Source organism: Roseibium sp. (genome assembly GCF_048261595.1).
Lineage (GTDB): Bacteria > Pseudomonadota > Alphaproteobacteria > Rhizobiales > Stappiaceae > Roseibium.
In genome coordinates, this window is the sequence record NZ_JBLXFW010000002.1 from 387009 (window position 1) to 406179 (window position 19171).

At 59.3% G+C, this 19171-nt stretch carries 18 protein-coding genes; 9 read left to right on the forward strand and 9 right to left on the reverse strand.

Annotation, left to right across the window (positions count from 1 at the left end):
* Positions 1-55: 55 nt before the first annotated feature.
* Both ACN0SY_RS09135 and hemF read left to right on the forward strand, forming a co-directional pair.
* Positions 56-514, forward strand: coding sequence for a tRNA (cytidine(34)-2'-O)-methyltransferase (locus ACN0SY_RS09135; protein WP_417686543.1), 459 nt, complete (start codon positions 56-58; stop codon positions 512-514).
* 106 nt (positions 515-620) lie between these two features.
* A complete protein-coding gene (gene hemF / locus ACN0SY_RS09140) occupies positions 621-1547 on the forward strand; it encodes an oxygen-dependent coproporphyrinogen oxidase (protein WP_417686545.1) in 927 nt (308 codons plus the stop codon).
* Positions 1548-1564: 17 nt separating this feature from the next.
* On the opposite strand, the gene ACN0SY_RS09145 is transcribed toward hemF, so the two are convergent.
* The 5 genes from ACN0SY_RS09145 to ACN0SY_RS09165 form a co-directional block, all read right to left on the reverse strand.
* Positions 1565-2764: an HD-GYP domain-containing protein gene (locus ACN0SY_RS09145; protein ID WP_417686547.1), complete on the reverse strand. Its 1200-nt coding sequence runs from the start codon at positions 2762-2764 to the stop codon at positions 1565-1567.
* A gap of 64 nt (positions 2765-2828) precedes the next feature.
* The gene (locus ACN0SY_RS09150; protein WP_417686549.1) at positions 2829-4058 is read right to left on the reverse strand and encodes a CCA tRNA nucleotidyltransferase; all 1230 of its coding nucleotides are present in this window, start codon (positions 4056-4058) and stop codon (positions 2829-2831) included.
* Positions 4059-4319 carry a DUF6111 family protein gene (locus ACN0SY_RS09155; RefSeq protein ID WP_417686551.1) on the reverse strand — a complete coding sequence of 87 codons (261 nt, stop codon included), beginning with the start codon at positions 4317-4319 and terminating at the stop codon, positions 4059-4061.
* The gene (locus ACN0SY_RS09160) at positions 4316-4927 is read right to left on the reverse strand and encodes a CoA pyrophosphatase (protein ID WP_417686553.1); all 612 of its coding nucleotides are present in this window, start codon (positions 4925-4927) and stop codon (positions 4316-4318) included. The genes ACN0SY_RS09155 and ACN0SY_RS09160 overlap by 4 nt, the downstream gene beginning before the upstream one ends.
* Positions 4928-4985: 58 nt before the next feature.
* Positions 4986-5585 carry a DUF1285 domain-containing protein gene (locus ACN0SY_RS09165; protein ID WP_417686555.1) on the reverse strand — a complete coding sequence of 200 codons (600 nt, stop codon included), beginning with the start codon at positions 5583-5585 and terminating at the stop codon, positions 4986-4988.
* 256 nt (positions 5586-5841) lie between these two features.
* On the opposite strand from ACN0SY_RS09165, the gene ACN0SY_RS09170 reads away from it, so the two are divergent.
* From ACN0SY_RS09170 to ACN0SY_RS09185, 4 genes are read left to right on the forward strand one after another with little or no spacing between them, the layout of a single operon-like run.
* Positions 5842-6870 (forward strand): AAA family ATPase, encoded by a 1029-nt coding sequence (locus tag ACN0SY_RS09170; protein ID WP_417686557.1) that lies wholly within the window; start codon positions 5842-5844, stop codon positions 6868-6870.
* A 22-nt stretch (positions 6871-6892) separates the two neighbouring features.
* On the forward strand, positions 6893-7828 hold the full coding sequence (locus ACN0SY_RS09175; protein WP_417686558.1) for a DUF58 domain-containing protein: 936 nt from the start codon (positions 6893-6895) through the stop codon (positions 7826-7828).
* Positions 7829-7831: 3 nt separating this feature from the next.
* Positions 7832-10654, forward strand: a complete 2823-nt coding sequence (locus ACN0SY_RS09180) for a DUF4159 domain-containing protein (RefSeq protein WP_417686560.1) — start codon at positions 7832-7834, stop codon at positions 10652-10654.
* A gap of 19 nt (positions 10655-10673) precedes the next feature.
* Positions 10674-12749: a hypothetical protein gene (locus ACN0SY_RS09185; protein ID WP_417686562.1), complete on the forward strand. Its 2076-nt coding sequence runs from the start codon at positions 10674-10676 to the stop codon at positions 12747-12749.
* A gap of 9 nt (positions 12750-12758) precedes the next feature.
* Here ACN0SY_RS09185 and ACN0SY_RS09190 read toward each other — a convergent pair whose 3' ends face one another.
* Positions 12759-13259, reverse strand: a complete 501-nt coding sequence (locus ACN0SY_RS09190; RefSeq protein ID WP_417686564.1) for a GNAT family N-acetyltransferase — start codon at positions 13257-13259, stop codon at positions 12759-12761.
* 359 nt (positions 13260-13618) lie between these two features.
* Between ACN0SY_RS09190 and ACN0SY_RS09195 the strand changes: the two genes are divergently transcribed.
* Positions 13619-14593, forward strand: coding sequence for a glutathione S-transferase family protein (locus ACN0SY_RS09195; RefSeq protein ID WP_417686566.1), 975 nt, complete (start codon positions 13619-13621; stop codon positions 14591-14593).
* Between the two features lie 3 nt (positions 14594-14596).
* Here ACN0SY_RS09195 and ACN0SY_RS09200 read toward each other — a convergent pair whose 3' ends face one another.
* Positions 14597-15088, reverse strand: a complete 492-nt coding sequence (locus tag ACN0SY_RS09200) for an NUDIX domain-containing protein (RefSeq protein WP_417686568.1) — start codon at positions 15086-15088, stop codon at positions 14597-14599.
* A gap of 448 nt (positions 15089-15536) precedes the next feature.
* Here ACN0SY_RS09200 and ACN0SY_RS09205 point away from each other — a divergent pair, with 448 nt between their 5' ends.
* On the forward strand, positions 15537-16454 hold the full coding sequence (locus ACN0SY_RS09205) for a metallophosphoesterase family protein (protein WP_417686569.1): 918 nt from the start codon (positions 15537-15539) through the stop codon (positions 16452-16454).
* A gap of 35 nt (positions 16455-16489) precedes the next feature.
* Here the strand turns inward: ACN0SY_RS09205 and ACN0SY_RS09210 are convergent, their stop codons facing one another.
* A complete protein-coding gene (locus ACN0SY_RS09210; RefSeq protein WP_417686571.1) occupies positions 16490-17071 on the reverse strand; it encodes a hypothetical protein in 582 nt (193 codons plus the stop codon).
* 245 nt (positions 17072-17316) lie between these two features.
* Here ACN0SY_RS09210 and mtnA point away from each other — a divergent pair, with 245 nt between their 5' ends.
* Positions 17317-18423: an S-methyl-5-thioribose-1-phosphate isomerase gene (gene mtnA, locus ACN0SY_RS09215; protein ID WP_417686573.1), complete on the forward strand. Its 1107-nt coding sequence runs from the start codon at positions 17317-17319 to the stop codon at positions 18421-18423.
* Between the two features lie 13 nt (positions 18424-18436).
* On the opposite strand, the gene ACN0SY_RS09220 is transcribed toward mtnA, so the two are convergent.
* Positions 18437-19045, reverse strand: coding sequence for a GNAT family N-acetyltransferase (locus ACN0SY_RS09220; protein ID WP_417686575.1), 609 nt, complete (start codon positions 19043-19045; stop codon positions 18437-18439).
* Between the last annotated feature and the right edge of the window lie 126 nt (positions 19046-19171).

Here is a 19171-nt window from a genome sequence, read left to right on the forward strand (position 1 = left end):
GTGATACTCAGGCCGGACACCAGATCCTGCACTCCGAACATGCCGAAATCGATTCATGCCTGACATCGCGCTCTACCAGCCCGACATCCCGCAGAATACCGGAACCTTGCTGCGCCTGTCCGCCTGCATGGGCATATCCGCCCATCTGATCGAACCGGCAGGGTTTCCCCTGTCCGACAGCGCCTTGAAACGGGCAGGCATGGACTATCTGGAACGCGCCGCGCTGACCCGGCACCTCAACTGGGAGGCATTCGACGGTTGGCGCCGTCAGCAAGGACGTCGCCTGGTACTACTCACGACCAAGACCACCGAGGCCTACACATCCTACAGCTATCAGGCCACTGATATCCTGCTCCTTGGCAGGGAGAGCTCCGGGGTGCCGGACGAAGTTCACGCCAGCGTCGACGGCCGGGTCACCATTCCCATGGCCGAGGGCATGCGGTCCATCAATGTCGCGGTCTCTGCCGGCATGGTGCTCGGCGAAGCCCTGCGACAAACAGCGGGCTTTCCGTAGACCGCGTTTCAGTAAATTCCTGCGCCAATCGCAGGACACTGGTGCTGGTTGGCTGCAACTGCCATAAGAACCTGCAAGAACGAGATCACGAGCTGAGGACTTTCCAATGAGCGCCCCCTCCCCCGAGCAACGCGGCGGCCCGATCCCCGACAACATCGAGGAAAAGAAGGAGCTCGCACCGCGCTGGTTCGCAGAGTTGCGGGACAGGATCTGCAAGAGCTTCGAGGATCTGGAAGACGAGATCGGCGCTCTTGGCGGCCCATTGAGTGATCAGCCGGCCGGGCGTTTCGAGCGCAGCCCTTGGGAGCGAACCGATTCCACCGGCGCGAAGGGTGGCGGCGGCGTCATGTCGATGATGCACGGCCGGGTTTTCGAAAAGGTCGGCGTCCATATCTCCACCGTTCATGGCGAATTCTCGCCGGAGTTCCGCGGCCAGATTCCAGGTGCGAACGAGGACCCGCGTTTCTGGGCTTCGGGCATCAGCCTCATTGCCCACCCGCAGAACCCTCATGTCCCTGCCGTGCACATGAACACGCGCATGGTTGTCACGACCCGCCAGTGGTTTGGTGGCGGCGCGGACCTGACGCCGGTGCTCGACGCCAGGCGGACGCAGGACGACCCGGATACACAGGCGTTTCACGCAGCGATGAAGGCACCCTGTGATGCACATGCCTGTGTTGACTACGACGCATACAAGAAGTGGTGCGACGACTACTTCTTCCTCAAGCACCGGAACGAACCACGAGGTATTGGCGGGATCTTCTACGACTATCTCAATACCGGCGACTGGGATGCCACCTTCGCCTTCACCAGGGATGTAGGGCTTGCGTTCGACGGCATTTATCCAGAGCTCGTACGGCGCAATTTCCAGAAAACCTGGACGGACGCTGAACGGGAAGAACAGTTGATCAGGCGCGGGCGCTACGTCGAGTACAACCTGCTATACGATCGCGGAACAATCTTCGGGCTCAAGACGGGAGGCAATGTCGCCTCGATCCTGTCTTCGATGCCCCCGGTTGTGAAATGGCCCTAGGTTTCGGCTCTACCTGCTCAGGCGGACAGGCGCCCTTGCGGCTGCGTGCGGAAATCGCCACGGCGGTTCCGCTTTAGCGTTCCTACATCGACGTTGAAGATCACTGGCCGGAACTTTGCCAACAGGTCCATGTCCAGCTTGCCCTTCATCTCCATCATGATGGCGAACGCCTGGCGAGGGCCATAGCTTTCCTTGTAGCTGCGCTGTTCGGTCAGGGCTGCATAGATGTCGCAGATCGTGAGAACACGGACGAGGAAGTTTATGTCTTTCTCCTCAAGTCCCATCGGATAGCCGGTGCCATCGAGATATTCGTGATGTTTCCCGGCAAGTTCCGCGATCCCCGGCGGGACTTCAGGGTGGTCCTTGAGTATCTCCAAGGCATGGAGCGGATGCTTCTTGATCTCTGCGTATTCCTCGTCGGTCAGACGAGAGGGCTTGTCGAGAATCGCAAGCGGAATGCGGACCTTGCCCAAATCGTGAATCAGGGCTCCCAGGCTGAGGACCGCGCATTGGTTGGGATCGAGACGCAGCGCTTGCCCAAAGGCCACGGCGAACCCGGTCACCATCATCGAGTGGCAAAACGTATGACTATGGTGGCTTTGAACAGCCGCGAGCCAGGCGTCGATCCCGTCCTGTTGAAGGGCAGACATCAACACATGTACGGATCGTGCCGCGCTCTTCATCGGCATCGGCGTACCGGAAATGGCGGCTACGGCAACTTCATCCAACGTGCTGCACAAGGAATTCACCGCGGTGCGGGTCGCGGCTGGAGTATCAGGGGACATTTCTGCCACGGAGTAGTTCCCGACCAACCCACGAATGGCACTGATCACATGAGCAATGTCGCCGGCACGGTCCCAAAGATGCACAAGGCCCAGCGCCTTTGCCTGAACAATTTCCTTGCGGTTGGAAAGGCTGATCATGCCGCCGCGCGGCACATGAGGAAACTCTCGCAGCTGTTTCTTGAAGGCGGTCAGGTGATCACCGTCGCCCACCGCAAAATCGACGACGATCAGCGAGCAATTGCGAAGATCATCAGCTGTGACCTCGTCTATCGCTCGCAGATTGGTGTCAAAGAAAAGCTGAACTTGCTTAAACAGCGTCGAAGTTACCGACAAGCTGCTTGCGACAAGTAGAATTTTTTGCATTTTCCCGCGCCTACCCCTCCCAAAGGTAAGCGAAGAAATTAACAGCAACGGGTAAATGAATGATTTCAACGATAGTCAAATATGCGAAGAAAACAATTTAGAAAGGCGAAACCATTATCCGCATTTTTTAGTACTATTGCTTGAGATCTCCCATCAATTCGGCCCGTCCAAGTTGGTAGCCACTTGCCTCCCATCGGGACTGCAGGAATTTGAGCTGGTGACCGATCTCAGGGCCGGGACGAAGACCCGCGTCGATCAGATCCTTGCCCTTCAGGGGAAACACCGGCACAGAAAATTTCCGCAGCCTTTCGAGTAATCCCGGATAGAACGCCGGATCACTGCCGTGTTCCTGAACCGCCCATGCAAGGAGGGTTCCATCGACAGCTCCCTGACGCCCGTGATGAAATAGAAGCCGGCGCACGTCAGTGTCGGTCGCAGTGCCGGCGAGCGTCGACACAGACTTCATCGCCGAAAGGGAGCAATGCATGCGGTTGCGCTCCGCATTCGACATTCGAAACCGGTCAGCGAGGCGATCCATATCCTCATCAATGAAGCCGGCCAAAGCCGCAAATGCCAAAGGCGCTTGGTTGACTTCGTCAGCAACTCCGCTCAGGTCACGGAAGGCCTTGAAGTCCACCAACCGCGCGACCCCGCCCGTCACGATCTCCAACAGGCCGTGATTTTCCATCAACTCGACGCATCTCGCGGCGAGGGGCGCCGTGACCAGACGCTTCATCTCCATTCCGATGCGTTCGGCAGAAAGGCTTCTCAAGCCCTCGCGTTCCTGGACACAGGCGAGAAGCCCCGCCCTGTCCGGCTCACCGTTGCCGTACATCCCGTGGATCCGGAAGAAGCGTAATATCCTCAGGTAATCTTCGCGAATGCGCTGGTTCGGATCGCCTATGAAGCGCACTCTGCCGGAAAGGCAATCCGGCAGGCCATCAAGCGGGTCGAAAATCTCGCCTGATCGATCGCAGTAAAGCGCATTCATCGTGAAATCGCGACGTCTGGCGTCCTCTTCCCAGCTGCGTCCGAAGCGCACTTTGGCCTGGCGTCCGAAGGTTTCGACATCGGCGCGCAGCGTCGTCACCTCGTAACCGAAGCCGTCACTGATCACGGTCACAGTGCCATGATCTATACCCGTTGGCACCGCCTTCAATCCGGCACGTTTCGCACGGTCGACAATGACCTCCGGCAGAGCCGTTGTCGCGATATCGACATCATGAACGGGACGCTCCAGCAAGGTGTTGCGAACGGCGCCGCCAACAGCCCTTGCGGCATCGCCCTCCTGTTCAACGGCATCAAAGACAGCCTGGATGCCAGGAAGCGCCAACCATTCTGCCGTCTTCAGCCGCGCCGGCATCTACTCGTATCCGCCCGGGACAAAGACGCCATTCTCCATGCGTGATGGCCGGTACTCGGTGCCGTCAGGCATTTTCCTGAAGCTGGCAAAGATCACCAGACTGGCGAGAACCAGAACAATTCCCGAGAGCGCGAGCCAACCGTTGGGCCCATTGCGCCAATTCTCGGAAGACTGCTCCTTCTTGTTCAGAAAAAGCCAGACCGCGTAGCCGATGAACGGCAGCAGGAACAAAAGGAAATGCGACAGGAATACTCGGATCATCGGCCATACACCGTATCATAGAGGGAGCGGATGATGCCTGCGGTCACACCCCAGATATACCTGTTCTCGTAAGGCATCTCGTAAAAGTATCGGGGCCGTCCGTTCCAGTCACGGCTCTGCTTGCGGTGGTTTTCAGGGTCCATGAGAAATGACAGCGGCACGTCGAAAACGTCCTCAACCTCATCCGGGTTCGGCACCAATTGTACTTCCGGGGCGACCTCCGCAACGATCGGAACGACACGGAAACCCGACCCTGTCAGATATGGCGCCAACTCGCCGATCGGCGTCACCGCCAAGGGGTCCAGACCGATCTCCTCATGGGCTTCGCGCAGGGCGGCATGCATTGGGCTCCCGTCATCCGCGTCGATCTTGCCTCCGGGAAATGCGATCTGCCCGGCATGGGTGGAAAGTTTTGATGTGCGCAGTGTCAGGATAACCCGGGGCTGCTGCACATCAGCCACAACCGGTATCAGAACGGCCGCGTCCCGAGGTGGTCCTTCCCATCTTGCGTAGGGCCCCATGTCAGGATTGAGCACGTGGTCGCCGGTATCTCTCAAAAGGTGCTCGGAGCGCAGTTGCCTGACGCGATCTCTGAAGTCGTCGAACACCTTTTATCCTGCCTCTTTCAGTCTGTCCGGGCATGCGAATCCTGCCCAGACCAGGAGCTTACCCCGTTTGAGATAGGATTTCCGGGGCCAGAGAAAAGAACGTTCCCGCGCTCCAGATGCCGGTGTGCATCGTATCGGCCTGTTCCTTCTCTTCGAGAAGGTCGACAAGCTGGTAGAGTAGCGGGCGGCTAAGGAGAGCCTCCAGACGACCGCGGACGAGAACATATGGCAGCAAGCCGCCGTTTTCGGGATCGACTTGAAATCGCAGCGGATGCTCGGCATCGACCCTGACCACGTCGCCGACATTGGTCCGCAGGGTGAGTACCTTGCCTTCACCGTTCCCTTCGCAGTGAAGTTCCACACCTAAAAATGCGACGTCCTCGACGGTGATGCCTATTTTTTCCACAGGTGTCACGAGATAGTGACGATCATCCTCATCCTTGCGCAGGACCGACGCAAAAAGGCGCACGAGTGCCTCGCGCTGGATCGGACTTCCGAGATAGGACCAGCTGCCATCGCGAGCGATACGGATGTCGAGATCGCCGCAAAAGGGCGGATTCCACTTGTCGACCGGGGGGTTACCCCGCGCGTTTCCGCCTGCGCGAGAGATCAGTGCAGCCAGACCGGCCGGCATTCCGCTCACATCGAATTGAGACATATCCTCTCTCGCGTTTCTCCATGGCCCCCAGTCGCGTCTATAGCCCGGCAGCGGTTCCATTGACAGTACAGGACCAATCCACACTCCGCAGAAATGCACATCTGCCCCTGTCTCGACAGAAATTGCGACTTATCTAACCAACAATATGGTGCCAAACTGTTTGAGTCGCGACGGAAGCGGTTCCGGAAAAACATTCTGTTGCCGCGCCGCACCTGCCCACCGGCTCCCGGGGAGCCTGAGACTGCGAAGGTGAACGATGAGCGTAATCACTCCACCTCCCGGCGATATCGCCGACCAGGACATGGACGCAATCGCGGAAGTCGCCGAAAAGGCACTTGAGCGCATCACGGCAGCCAAGGCCGACATCGCCCGGATCATTTTCGGTCAGGAAAACGTTGTCGAACAGAGCCTGGTGACGATCCTCGCTGGTGGCCATGGCCTGCTCGTCGGGGTTCCCGGTCTTGCCAAGACGAAACTGGTCGAAACGCTCGGAACGGTCCTTGGGCTCAACGCGCGCCGGATCCAGTTCACACCGGACCTGATGCCCTCCGACATTCTGGGCGCAGAGGTGATGGAACAGTCTCCGGACGGAAGCCGCGCATTTCGCTTCATTCCGGGCCCTGTGTTCTCGCAGCTGCTGATGGCGGACGAAATCAACCGTGCAAGCCCGCGGACACAGTCCGCGCTTTTGCAGGCCATGCAAGAGTATCACGTCACCGTCGCAGGTCAGCCGCATGACCTGCCCCGTCCCTTCCACGTGCTGGCCACTCAAAACCCGCTTGAACAGGAAGGCACATACCCACTTCCAGAAGCCCAGCTCGACCGCTTCCTGATGCAGATCGATGTCCATTATCCCGACCTTGAAGCAGAACGAAGGATTCTTCTGGAGACGACCGGCGCAAACCAGGCCGTCGCACAAACCGCGATGACTGCTGACGAACTGGCCGGGTACCAGCAACTGGTCCGCCGGATGCCCGTCGGAGAGTCGGTCGTCGACGCAATCCTGAAGCTGGTCCGTGCCGCGCGGCCTGCCGAAGATGGTTCATCGGCAGAAGGTGCCAAGGATCTGATAGCATGGGGTCCGGGGCCACGTGCCAGTCAGGCCCTGATGCTTACCGTTCGCGCCCGCGCTCTGGTGGAGGGGCGCCTTGCGCCATCGATCGATGACGTTCTGGCTCTCGCCGAGCCGATCCTCCAGCACCGCATGGCTTTGACATTTGCCGCCCGCGCCGACGGACACACGGTCCGCAGCGTGATCAGACAGGTGAAGGAAGTAATTGCATAAGACCCTGGAGTAAGGTGCGCCCATGGCTCTCAGGCCGACAGGAAATGCAAGCAAGCAAGTGGTCGATCAGGACACCTGGCCGAACGTCATTGGCGAGGCGCGCACGGTTGCCGACGCGCTGCCGGACCTCCTGGTCGAAGCCAGCCATGTCGCAAACTCGGTAACCGCCGGCTGGCATGGCCGCAGGCGCGCTGGACCGGGTGAGAGCTTCTGGCAGTTTCGGCCGTTCAACATGGGCGAACCGGCAAAGCGCATAGACTGGCGCAGGTCCGCCCGCGACGATCATCTCTATGTTCGCGAGCGGGAGTGGGAAGCTGCCCACACGGTCTGGCTTTGGGCGGATCTGTCGAGATCCATGGTGTTCCAGTCCCGTCTTTCTAGAGCATCCAAACGCGATCGTGCGATCGTCCTGATGCTCGCATTGGCCGACATGCTTGCCTATACCGGCGAGCGTATAGGCCTGCCCGGCATAACGCGTTCGTTCTCGGACAGGAAAGCAGCGGAACGTATCGCCGACGCCCTGACCCACATGGGAAAGCCGGATGCATTTCCGACGACGGCCCAGATCAAACGCTTCTCGGACGTCGTTTTGATATCGGACCTTCTCGACCCCATTGAAGATATCGCCAGGTGGATTTCGGAGGTCGCCTCAACCGGCGCCAAGGGCCACATCGTGCAGATCCTCGATCCGATCGAGGAGACATTCCCTTTTGACGGGCGCGTCGAGTTTCACGATCCCGAAATGGGCATCCGCCTGACCACCGGCAAGGCAGAAGGGTGGAGAGAGGCCTATCAGCAACGGATCCAGCGGCACCGGGCGGAAATACGCGACATCGCCCGTCGGGCAGGCTGGACATACGTTCTGCACCACACCGACAGGGCACCTGCGGAACCGTTACTGGTATTGCACAGCGCCCTTTCGGGAAGTGCCGAAGCACTGGCAAAGGGAGATTCGTAACCCATGGGAGGCCTTTTTCCCCTCGCCTTTACCTCGCCATGGATCCTGGCAGCGCTCCTGTCGCTCCCGGCGATATGGTGGCTGCTGAGGATGACGCCCCCAAGGCCGCGTGAAATTGATTTTCCTCCGACGCGGCTTCTGCTCGAGATCGAAAAGCACGAAGAGACACCCCAGCATAGTCCCTGGTGGCTGACGCTGCTGCGCCTCGCGCTTGCAGCTCTGCTGATCATTGCGCTCGCCGGCCCTGTATGGAAACCGACGCGCGCCGTGGAAACCGGATCCGGTACGATCTGGGTCATCCTTGATAATGGCTGGACCTCCGCAAGCGGCTGGGAGACCCAGGTCAACACGGCCGAACGGCTCTTGTCGGACGCTGAAAATTCCGGTCAGCCTGTCCTGTTTGCGGCAACCGCCGATGGCCCTTCGCAAACCCTGACACCGACAAGTGCCGCAGCTGCGCGCGATGTGCTACGTGTTCTGGAGCCACGCCCTTGGGCCGCCGACCGCGCAGAGTTGACAATCGGCCTGCGCAAGGCCGCAGCCGAGACACCCCCGAGTGCTATAGTCTGGCTGTCGGATGGCACCCAAATGTCGGACGCCAGCCCATTCCAGAAAGACCTTGCCGCACTTGCCGGAGCTGCTCCCGTCACCGTTTTTACCGGTGATGGCTCCCCCTTCGGCCTCAAGAACCTATCCAACGACGCTGAGTCCTTGTCGGTGACGGTGGTCCGGCATCCGGACGAAACACGGCGTGCGACGGCACTTCAGGCGCTTGACCGGAAAGGACTTGTTCTGGGCCGCACGGACGCAGTCTTCGAGGAAGATGCAACCGCTGCGGATGCCCGCTTCGAGTTGCCGAGCGAACTTCGAAACGATATCGCCCGGGTCGAGATCCTCAATGAAAATTCGGCAGGCGCGGTGCAGCTTGTCGACGAAAACTGGCGCCGGCGAACGGTCGGACTTGTCTCGGGCGGGGGCGGCGATCTCGCCCAACCCTTGCTTTCACCGCTTTATTATCTGCAACGCGCGCTAAGCCCCTTCTCGGACCTGCGCATACCCAAGGATGCCGATCTCGGCGCTGCGATTCCTGCCTTGCTGGAAGAAGGCCTTTCGATAGTTATGCTGGCAGATGTCGGACGCCTCCCGGAAGCCGCCGAAGTCAGCCTCTCGGACTGGATCGAAAACGGAGGCACACTCGTGCGCTTCGCCGGTCCGCGCACCGCCGGTGGAACGGACACGCTCATTCCGGTGTCTCTGCGCTCAGGCGATCGCTCGCTTGGCGGCAGCCTGTCCTGGGAACAGCCACAGAAGCTGACGGCCTTCTCGGAAGCCTCTCCCTTCGCATCCTTGAAGATTCCGAACGATGTTACCGTAAGTCGGCAGGTTCTCGCAGAACCAACTGCCGACCTGCCCGACAGAACCTGGGCGATGCTGGAAGACGGCACTCCGCTGGTCACCGCCGCCCGGCGTGGACGTGGCACGATCGTTCTGTTCCATGTCTCCGCGGACTCGGCCTGGTCCAACCTTCCGATTTCCGGTGTCTTTATCGATATGCTGCGTAGCATTCTGTCCATCTCAAATGCTGCCATGCCGACGGGCGAAAGCGGAGCGGGCACCGCCAATGCCGCGGTTCAAAGCGTATTGCCCCCGCTGCGCCTGATTGACGGGTACGGGCGCTTCATTTCACCGACTTCGGATGTCGCGCCGATAACGGTTTCTGCGTTTTCCGAGAGTCGGTCCAGTCGCAAGACACCACCAGGCCTTTACGGAACCGAAGACGGCTTCCGCGCCCTGAACCTGTTGAACAGTGATGCGGAACTGCTGAGACTTGATACAGCCGTGTTCGAGGGAACAGCCGACCTGCGGCCTTATCCCAGCAATGCCAGCACGGACCTAAAGGCGACGGCCTTCGCAGTTGCCTTCGCCCTCCTCCTGCTTGACGCCTTGGCTGTCATCCTGATGGCTGGCGGTCTCAGCCGCCTGCGCATGAGGCGAATGGCGGCCTCGCTGATGGTTCCGACCCTTGCCATTGCGCTCCTCGGGCCAGACCATGCATCGGCGCAGACCACGCAGGACGACCTGCGGGCGCTAGAGGCAACGCTGCAGACACACCTTGCATATGTCCTGACCGGTGCTCCCGACATTGACGATGCGAGTGCCGCCGGACTTTCCGGACTTTCGCAGTTTCTTAAAGAGCGGACCGCCCTTGAACCCGGCAATCCGATCGGAGTGGACATCGCCAGCGACGAGCTGGCCTTCTACTCGCTCCTTTACTGGCCTATCGACCCTTCTGCCGACAAGCCGACAGAAAGCACCATGGCCCGCATTGACACCTTCATGCGCAATGGTGGAACGATCCTGTTCGACACGCGCGACCACATCACCAGCTCGACGCTTGGCTTCGGCTCGACCCCGGCGACAATCAAGCTCCGCGAAATCCTCGAAGACCTCGATATTCCACCGCTAGAGCCGGTACCAACTGACCACGTGCTTACCAAGGCTTTCTATATCCTCGACACATTCCCCGGCCGCTACAACACGAGCCCACTGTGGGTCGAAAGCCTTGAACCCGTGGCAGCAGGCTCCGGACGCCCGGTTCGGGCTGGAGACGGTGTTTCGCCGATCATAATCACCGGCAACGATTTCGCCGCAGCCTGGGCGATCGATGAAGGCGGCAGCTTCATGTTCCCGACAGTGCCCGATGATGCTGTGCAAAGGGATTACGCGTTCCGCTCCGGCGTCAACATCGTGATGTATACGCTGACCGGCAACTACAAGGCGGACCAGGTGCATATTCCGGCCCTGCTGGAACGTCTGGGACAATGATGAGGAGCGGCATGCTGTCATGATCTGGTCTGTCTCCTTTGATCCTCTCATTCCCCTGTGGGCACTTGGCCTTGCCGCCGCCTTCACGGTGGCTGTCGCTCTGATCACCGGCCTGATGAAGCTGCGCGGCTGGCCGCTTCGCACATTGGCCATGGCGCTCGTCGCCTTCGCGCTCGCCAATCCCGCGCTGGAGCGCGAAAACCGCGAGCCGCTGAGCAGCGTTGTCGCGATCGTCGCAGACCGCAGTCAGAGCCAGCTTCTGGACGATCGCTCGGAAACCACCAATCGCGCGCTGGAAATCCTGCAGGAGCGACTGGAGGCCCTGCCCGGTTTCGAGGTACGTGTTCTGGAAAGCCGGAACGCCGGTCAGGGCAATGGCACGGAACTGTTTCAGAGCCTCGTCAACGGCCTTTCGGACGTTCCACCTGACCGGGTCGGCGGTGCGATCATGCTCACCGACGGCCAGATCCACGACATCCCTGAACAGGCAAATGCCCTCGGCTTCAACGCTCCGGTCCACGGCCTTGTAACCGGAACTGCGGACGAAACCGACCGCCGCCTCGTTCTGCACAAGGCACCTCGCTTCGGACTCGTTGGTTCAGAGCAGGTGGTTTCGATCCTCGTCGTTGACCAGGGTTCGGGGACAAGCCCGTCGGCCCGAGTTGCAGTGCGTGTGCGCCGCGACGGCAATCTCGTCAGCGAACGTCCCGTCGGTATCGGGCAAACGATCGACATTCCGGTCGAGATCGTGCACGGCGGAGACAACATCTTCGAATTCGAGGTGGACAGTCTCGCCGGTGAGCTTACAGACCTGAACAACCGGGTTGTCGTTACCATCGACGGCATCCGCGAAAACCTCCGCGTTCTGCTTGTCTCCGGTTCGCCCCATGCAGGTGAACGTACCTGGCGGAACCTCCTGAAATCGGATGCCTCGGTCGACCTCGTGCATTTCACGATCCTTCGCCCCCCTGAAAAACAGGACGGAACGCCGATCAATCAGCTGTCTCTGATCGCGTTCCCAACTCGCGAGCTGTTTTCGGTGAAGATCGACGAGTTCGACCTGATCATCTTCGACCGCTATGTTCGCCGCGGCGTATTGCCGATGCTCTATTTCGATAACATCGCCCGCTACGTTCAAAACGGAGGCGCCGTACTCCTCGCCGGAGGCCCGGACTATGCAGAAGCGGGCAGCCTCTATCGCACTCCTCTTGCCCAGATCCTTCCGGCCCGGCCGACCGGGGCAATCCTTGAAGAGCCGTTCCACGCGACCTTGGCGAGCGTCGGCAATCGTCATCCTGTAACGCGAGGACTGCCTGGTGCCCGTCAGGACCCGCCCGCATGGAGCCGCTGGTTCCGGCTTGTAGAAACTGAAATCGACGCCGGCCAAACCCTCATGAACGGCCCGAATGACAAACCGCTCCTCGTGCTCAACCGGGAAGGCGAAGGCAGGGTCGCCCTGCTTCTGTCTGACCACGTCTGGCTCTGGGCGCGCGGTTTCGAAGGCGGTGGCCCCCACGTGCCGCTGCTAAGGAGGCTGGGCCATTGGCTGATGCAGGAGCCGGATCTCGAAGAAGAAGCCTTGCGTGTTTCAATGCGCGGACCGGAATTGATCGCCGAGCGTCAGACGCTTGAAGACACGATCGGCGATGTTGTGGTTTCTTCGCCATCGGGGACCCAGACCAATCTGGTGATGACCGAAGCCGAGCCCGGATTGTGGCGAGGCAGCACCCCAACCACCGAGACGGGCCTTTTCACGGTTTCCGAAGGTGACAAAAAGGCCCTGATTCATGTCGGTCCCCAGAACCCCCGGGAATACACGGAAGTCCTTTCGACAACCGACAAGCTGGCGTCGTTTTCCGCACAGACCGGCGGCCAGTCGCTTCGGCTGAAGGACGTCGGGGGAGAAACCACTGTTCCTCGGGTCGTCCCACTCAGGAGCGCCTCGCAGTATGCGGGCAATGGCTGGATCGGACTCAAGACGACGGATGCCAGCGTACTGAACGGAGTGGACCGCTATCCACTGCTCGCAGGTCTTCTGGGCCTGGCGCTGCTTCTCGGCCTCGTGTCGCTGACCTGGTTCCGCGAAGGGCGCTGAGGCCCCGCCTCAGGCCCGGCGGCCGCCTGTAACCATTCCACGTGGCATGTCAGTCCCGTTCAGGGTCGCGACGAGTAGCCGCGCCGGGTCGACAGGACCGGGCAACGTGATTTGTCCGAGCGGCACCGGAGCAAATCCGGCGGGACCATAATATGGCGCGTCACCAACGAGCAGGACAGCCGTCTCACCACGGCTTTCGGCAACGTCCAGAGCCGTGCGCAGAAGGGCCTTGCCGAGACCGCGATTCTTGTATGCCGGAGCAACGGTCAGGGGACCGAGCAGCATTCCGGGCGTTTCTCCGATCATGATCGGGGTCAGGCGGACTGAGCCTGCAAGCTCTCCGCCGTTCAAACCCACAAAGCAAAGCGCGGGATCCTGGGGCACGCCTTCACGGATCTTGAAAGCTGTCTTGGCAAAACGCCCCGGCCCGAAGGCTTCTGCCTGCAAGGCATCGATATCCGCAGCGTCGGCAGTTTCTTCTGTCCGGATAAACCAGTTGATCGGCTTCATCGTCATGGTCCTGAAAAGTCAAAGCGGTGCAGAGCGCAGCCGGGACCATGAAAGAACAAGAGAGAAAGGTCCGGTCAGGCGCGCGAAAACAGGCGAGAAAATTCTCGTCGGTTGCTTCGTCGTCGCAATGTCAGACCAGTCGTCATGAAAACGAGTCTCAGGTTCAAGCGCCCCAAAACGAGGCAGTAAATGTCGGATAACAGACGACAAATGAAACGTCCAGCGCCTTTTTTCGTTGATCAATTGAACTCAAATCCCGATGGACCGTCCAATCACGTTGAACGGTGTTTCCAGAGGGCCGACAGATGCAACCACTGCCTTCCGGCACTAAGTGTCATGGAGCAGCAAAGGAGATGATTATGGGACTTCTGGTCGACGGCGAATGGAAAGACCAATGGTACGACACGAAAAAGACCGGCGGCAGGTTCAAGCGCACCGAATCAGCATTTCGCAATTGGGTCACAAGTGACGGCAGCACGGGACCGTCCGGGGACGCTGGCTTCAAGGCCGAGGCCGGCCGCTATCATCTGTATGTTTCCTATGCCTGCCCTTGGGCCCATCGCACCCTGATCTTCAGAAAGCTCAAGGGATTGGAGGAGATTATCGACGTGACCGCCGTTGAGCCCTTGATGCTCGAAAACGGTTGGACATTCGACAAGCCCGATCCGGTAAACGGAAAGGGTTTTCTCTGGCAGGTCTACACCAAGGCCATGTCCGATTACTCCGGTCGCGTCGTTGTTCCGGTGCTGTGGGACAAGCAGAGCGAAACGATCGTTTCGAATGAGTCGTCAGAAATCATCCGCATGTTCAACAGCGCGTTCGATGGTCTGACCGGTTCCACTGTCGACTTCTACCCGGAGGCCTACCGGGACCGTATCGAGGAAATCAACGAACGGGTCTATGGCGCGGTCAACAATGGGGTTTACAAGGCAGGTTTTGCCACAACACAGGAAGCCTACCAGGAGGCAGTTGTCGCCCTCTTCAAGGAGCTTGACGCACTGGAGCAACTTTTGGGCAAGAACCGCTACCTGGCGGGGGATCGCCTGACAGAAGCCGACTGGCGCCTTTTCACAACGTTGGTCAGGTTCGACGCTGTCTATTTCGGCCACTTCAAGTGCAACATCCGTCGAATTGAAGACTATCCGAACCTTTCGAACTATCTGCGCGAGCTGTACCAGGTGCCTGGTGTCGCCGACACGTTCAAACTCGACGTCGCCAAGGAGCACTATTATGGCTCCCACAAGACCATCAACCCGACTGGTGTCATTCCGGTCGGACCTGATCTGGATTTCTTGCGGGCACACGACAGGGATGCATTGCAACAGGCCGCGTAACGGCTACCAGTAGCCGTCGCCGCCACTCCCGAGCGTTCCTTGCTGAAGTTCGTAGAGACGCCTCACCGTCGCAGGTGAGGCGTCTCGCGGCAACGAATCGAGACTGAAGAAACGCGCTTCGGCAATCTCGGCATTCGGCTTGCGAAAGCCCTGCCCCTTTTCCCAGCTTGCAACTTCGAAGAGACCGATATGGTCTCGCCCGAGGCCCTTTCGGTTCAGATAGATGCCGACAAGCCGGGGAGCCGACCCGGCCTCGATGCCAACCTCTTCGCGCAACTCGCGCACGGCCGCGTCGGCCATGACCTCTCCGCCATCGACGCCCCCGCCCGGCAGGTACCAACCGGCCAGATAGCTGTGCCGAACGAGCAGAACGCAGCCGTCTTCATCACGTACCAGGACGCGCACGCCAAGCACGTAAGGGTTCCGAAACAGTGCAACCAGCTGGACGAGGTACCGGACCACCGGCTTGGGAAGAAATGACAGCGCTTTCAGCATGTTTTCCTTATCACCGACCGGCCGCGCGGGATCAATCGCGTTTGGCTCAGCTATGCAACCGACGCAATGCAGTCCCACCGATAACACCACTACTCATTTCGAAGGAATTGCATATGTTTTGCGCACCCTGAACAAATTTCAGGCACATGACAGATCAGCCCGCGCATTGGGTGCAGGCGAAATCAAAGAGTAATCAACATGTTCCGCGCATATCTCACGAGCCGTCGTCGCCGTCGTGCATTCCAGTGGAAGCCGGCCGTGGATCTCAGCAACCCCCGGGTCGCCGCAGCTCTCACGACGTTCTCCAGCAACTGAGTTCCCTGCTTTGGGATCATTTGATCCCGGCCGGATGGCATTTCTTGCCACTTTTTGCATGTCGCAGGGCACCATTCGGGCATTTGGGCGTTTTCACTTGACGTCTTTCCTTTTGCCTAGATGATGCCCTCCCATGCTTAGACTTGCCCACCTGTCAGATCCACACTTGGGACCGCTACCGGACCCCAAGCTTATCCAGCTGTTTTCAAAGAGAATTCTCGGCTACCTCAATTGGCGTCGCAACCGTTCCGGAGCGATGGGAGGTAACCATCTCGAACAGCTTGTTGCTGATATGAAGGCCCAGTCGCCGGACCATATCGCTGTCACCGGCGACCTGGTCAACATCGCGCTTCCCCTTGAAATCATCGGTGCTCGCGACTGGCTCGAAGAAGTAGGTCCAAGCGATTTTGTTTCCGTCGTTCCCGGCAATCACGATGCCTACGTTCCTGGCGCGCTGAAGAAGGCTCGCGAGGCGTGGGCGGACTACATGACCGGTGACGAGACCAAAGCCGGGTCAGAGACCGGCGCCCAGCCAACCTTTCCCTACGTCAGGCGACGCGGCGACATAGCGATCGTTGGCGTCTCCACCGCCCGGGCATCAGGCCCCTGGTTTGCGACCGGTCGTGTCGGCAGTGCCCAGGCGAAACGCTTGAGAGCAACGCTCGAAGACCTGGGCAAGCAGAACCTGTTCCGGGTTGTGATGATCCATCATCCCCCCTTCAGGAATGCCACCCACTGGCACAAGCGCCTGTCAGATGCTTCCCGGGTTCGCGCGGTGATCAAGAAGGCCGGAGCCGAACTGGTGCTCCACGGACACACGCATATCGATAGCCGCGCGCACATCGAGGGACCTACCGGGCCGGTTCCCGTGATTGGCGTACCCTCGGCGACAAACGCCCCCGGCGGCAAGAAACCAGGCGCCCGGTACAACCTCTTTTCCATCGATCGTGAGAACGGGGAATGGAGCTGCAGATTGACAGAGCGAGGCTTCACGACGTCGGGAGAAGCCATATCGACAATTGCCAACGAGGCAATTGTCATCCCTTCCTGATTATTCTTCGGATTGGTTCGCGCAGAAACAGCGGCTCAAAGCGGGTTGGCAAACCAGGCATAGGCGACAAGGCCGCCGATGCCTGCCAGCATGCCAACAATGAACGCAATCATGAACAGAAGCACCGGGTGCCAGGCTTGCGATTTTCTCGCGGCCTTTACCTTGGTTTCTCCGTCCTGAAGCCGCTGGTTCAGCCAATCTCCTTCGAGGGCCTTCTCACGCTCCAGGATTCGCTCGGCGATGTATTCGGTCAGACAGTCGGCCATATCGTCGATTTCGGCCGTTTCCAGGAGGACCGTGCGCCCGAAGCGGGTATCCTTCAGGAACCTGTAGGTCTTCCGGTCTCCGCCGACAACGACATGACTGGTGACATCGATCCACAGGCGTGGCGTCGTGCCTGGCACGATCTGAAGGGTGAACTGATCGTCGTCTTCCGGGATCTCCTTGAAGACATCCTTCATCTCATCGGACAGCATCTCCAGTCGCGCCCGCTCGGTATCCTGAAGCTCGACGACCACGTCGGAGCGTTCCACCTCACCGAGCTGCACCTTCCGGATCGCTTCCCGAAGGGAGCGCACACGGGTGTGAGGCACCACGTTGTCCTGCATTTCAGACATGGTTTCAGGCTCCGTTTACCTTTGACGCATCGCGTTAAGAATAATCTTAAGCAATTCTTACCTTTACGAAACCGCAGCCAAGCCCGCAGTTGCGTTCATCCACCGGCATTCCAGCAAATTTGGTTAATGAATATTAAGGTATTTAAACGGCCCGATCCAGCAACTTGCTGGTGGCAGCATGGACAACGATGAGTTATGCAGGAAGTAACAATAAAAAATGCAACCCCGAAGGGAATTGACTTGTCATGAATGTGAATGGTCAGCGATATCGCACAATTTGGACCGCAGACACCGGTCAAGATGTTGAAATCATAGACCAGACGCGTTTTCCGCACGTATTCACCACGACAACGCTCAAGACGGTGGAGGACGCTGCGCATGCGATTCGCGTCATGCAGGTCCGTGGCGCGCCGCTAATCGGTGCGACGGCAGCCTACGGTGTTGCCCTTGCGATGCGAGCGGACACCAGCGATGACGCCCTGATGAGCGCCTACAGCCTTCTGTTGGCAACTCGTCCGACCGCTGTGAACCTGCGCTGGGCGCTCGACCGGGTTCGAAAAGCCTTGCTGACCGTTGACGAAAAGGATCGTGTTGCAGCCGCATACAAGCTGGCAAGCGATGTCTGCGACGAAGACATTGCAATCAACATGGCAATCGGCCTGCACGGGTCGGAGATCATCGCCAATATCGCACGCACCAAGAAGCCGGGCGAAAAGGTCAACATCCTGACCCATTGCAATGCCGGATGGCTTGCGACCGTAGACTGGGGAACCGCAACTGCTCCGATCTACATGTCCCACGATGGCGGGATTCCAGTCCATGTCTGGGTCGACGAGACACGCCCGCGCAACCAAGGCGCCTTCCTTACAGCCTGGGAGCTTGGTCACCATGGCGTGCCGCACACGGTCATCGTGGACAATGCCGGAGGCCACCTTATGCAGCGTGGCGAGGTGGACATGGTGATCGTCGGCACAGACCGGACGACTGCAAGTGGCGACGTGTGCAACAAGATCGGGACCTATCTCAAGGCCCTTGCCGCGAGGGACTGCGGTATACCGTTCTACGTCGCGCTTCCTTCCCCGACGATCGACTTCACGCTCACCGATGGCCTGAACGAAATCCCGATAGAGGAACGCTCAGGAGCAGAGGTCAGTTCGCTTACGGGCCGTACAAAATCCGGCTCGATCGAGACTGTCGATATCGTTGCGGACGGATCGAATGTTGCAAATCCAGCATTCGATGTCACACCTGCCCGACTCGTGACAGGACTGATAACAGAGCGCGGCGTGGTGGATGCGAGCCAACAGGCTATTGCCAAGGCGTTTCCCGACCGGATATCGGCTTCTGCCTGATCAGTTCAGTGCCCTAGGCAATAAGCGGAACGTGGCGCCCCTTATCCATCGGCACGTGCCCTGAAAGGCGTGGATCGTCCATTACCTCAATGGCACGTTTGAAAGGCCGGAAGCCACAAGACTGATAGAAGTGGATCGCCTGCGGGCTGTCACCCGTGCATGTGTGGAGCCAGACGCGTCTGGTTTCCGCATGCGACCAGGCAAGCTCCATTGCTTTTGCCATCATCCACCGTCCCACACCGCCGCCGACAGTGCTCGGCACCAGACCGAAGAACGAAATCTCCACGTTCTCGCGGCTCCGGAAGTTGAGTTCCAGAAGTCCCACCCGTCGCCCGTTGACGATTGGCGCATAGATCTGACGATGGGGGTCATTCAGTAGCCCGTCCAGTTTCTCATCAGAAATGGTCAGACGCGAGTACCATAGCCAGTCCTCCCCGATTTCGCGGAACAGTGCGCGGAATTCATCGCGCGAGGGGTCCTCCCAGCGCTCAAACGCAATGTCGGAGCGTTCCGAAGCGCCAACGTCGGGCTTCTGCGGCATTTCCAGATAGGTGACGACATATGCCACCTTGCCCTTGGGCAAGTCGGTGTAGCCATTGAGATTGAGCTCTACCGGCGCCATGAAACCTCCGTCGGATCGATCATTCAAAGGCGGAATAGCAGCCAGTTGAAGCTCGGCCAACCCCTTATGCAAATTGCGGAAAATTAACGGTTCGTTAATCCTGATCTGACATCTCTTAAAGGGTAT

Bases quoted from the DNA above. Each gene is read 5' to 3' on its own strand.
- hemF (WP_417686545.1), top strand. From the start codon at position 621: ATGAGCGCCCCCTCCCCCGAGCAACGCGGCGGCCCGATCCCCGACAAC.
- ACN0SY_RS09210 (WP_417686571.1), bottom strand. From the start codon at position 17,071: ATGTCTGAAATGCAGGACAACGTGGTGCCTCACACCCGTGTGCGCTCC.
- ACN0SY_RS09185 (WP_417686562.1), top strand. From the start codon at position 10,674: ATGATCTGGTCTGTCTCCTTTGATCCTCTCATTCCCCTGTGGGCACTT.
- ACN0SY_RS09155 (WP_417686551.1), bottom strand. From the start codon at position 4,319: ATGATCCGAGTATTCCTGTCGCATTTCCTTTTGTTCCTGCTGCCGTTC.
- ACN0SY_RS09190 (WP_417686564.1), bottom strand. From the start codon at position 13,259: ATGAAGCCGATCAACTGGTTTATCCGGACAGAAGAAACTGCCGACGCT.
- ACN0SY_RS09135 (WP_417686543.1), top strand. From the start codon at position 56: ATGCCTGACATCGCGCTCTACCAGCCCGACATCCCGCAGAATACCGGA.
- ACN0SY_RS09165 (WP_417686555.1), bottom strand. From the start codon at position 5,585: ATGTCTCAATTCGATGTGAGCGGAATGCCGGCCGGTCTGGCTGCACTG.
- ACN0SY_RS09175 (WP_417686558.1), top strand. From the start codon at position 6,893: ATGGCTCTCAGGCCGACAGGAAATGCAAGCAAGCAAGTGGTCGATCAG.
- ACN0SY_RS09205 (WP_417686569.1), top strand. From the start codon at position 15,537: ATGCTTAGACTTGCCCACCTGTCAGATCCACACTTGGGACCGCTACCG.
- ACN0SY_RS09150 (WP_417686549.1), bottom strand. From the start codon at position 4,058: ATGCCGGCGCGGCTGAAGACGGCAGAATGGTTGGCGCTTCCTGGCATC.
- ACN0SY_RS09220 (WP_417686575.1), bottom strand. From the start codon at position 19,045: ATGGCGCCGGTAGAGCTCAATCTCAATGGCTACACCGACTTGCCCAAG.
- ACN0SY_RS09195 (WP_417686566.1), top strand. From the start codon at position 13,619: ATGGGACTTCTGGTCGACGGCGAATGGAAAGACCAATGGTACGACACG.
- mtnA (WP_417686573.1), top strand. From the start codon at position 17,317: ATGAATGTGAATGGTCAGCGATATCGCACAATTTGGACCGCAGACACC.
- ACN0SY_RS09170 (WP_417686557.1), top strand. From the start codon at position 5,842: ATGAGCGTAATCACTCCACCTCCCGGCGATATCGCCGACCAGGACATG.
- ACN0SY_RS09180 (WP_417686560.1), top strand. From the start codon at position 7,832: ATGGGAGGCCTTTTTCCCCTCGCCTTTACCTCGCCATGGATCCTGGCA.
- ACN0SY_RS09200 (WP_417686568.1), bottom strand. From the start codon at position 15,088: ATGCTGAAAGCGCTGTCATTTCTTCCCAAGCCGGTGGTCCGGTACCTC.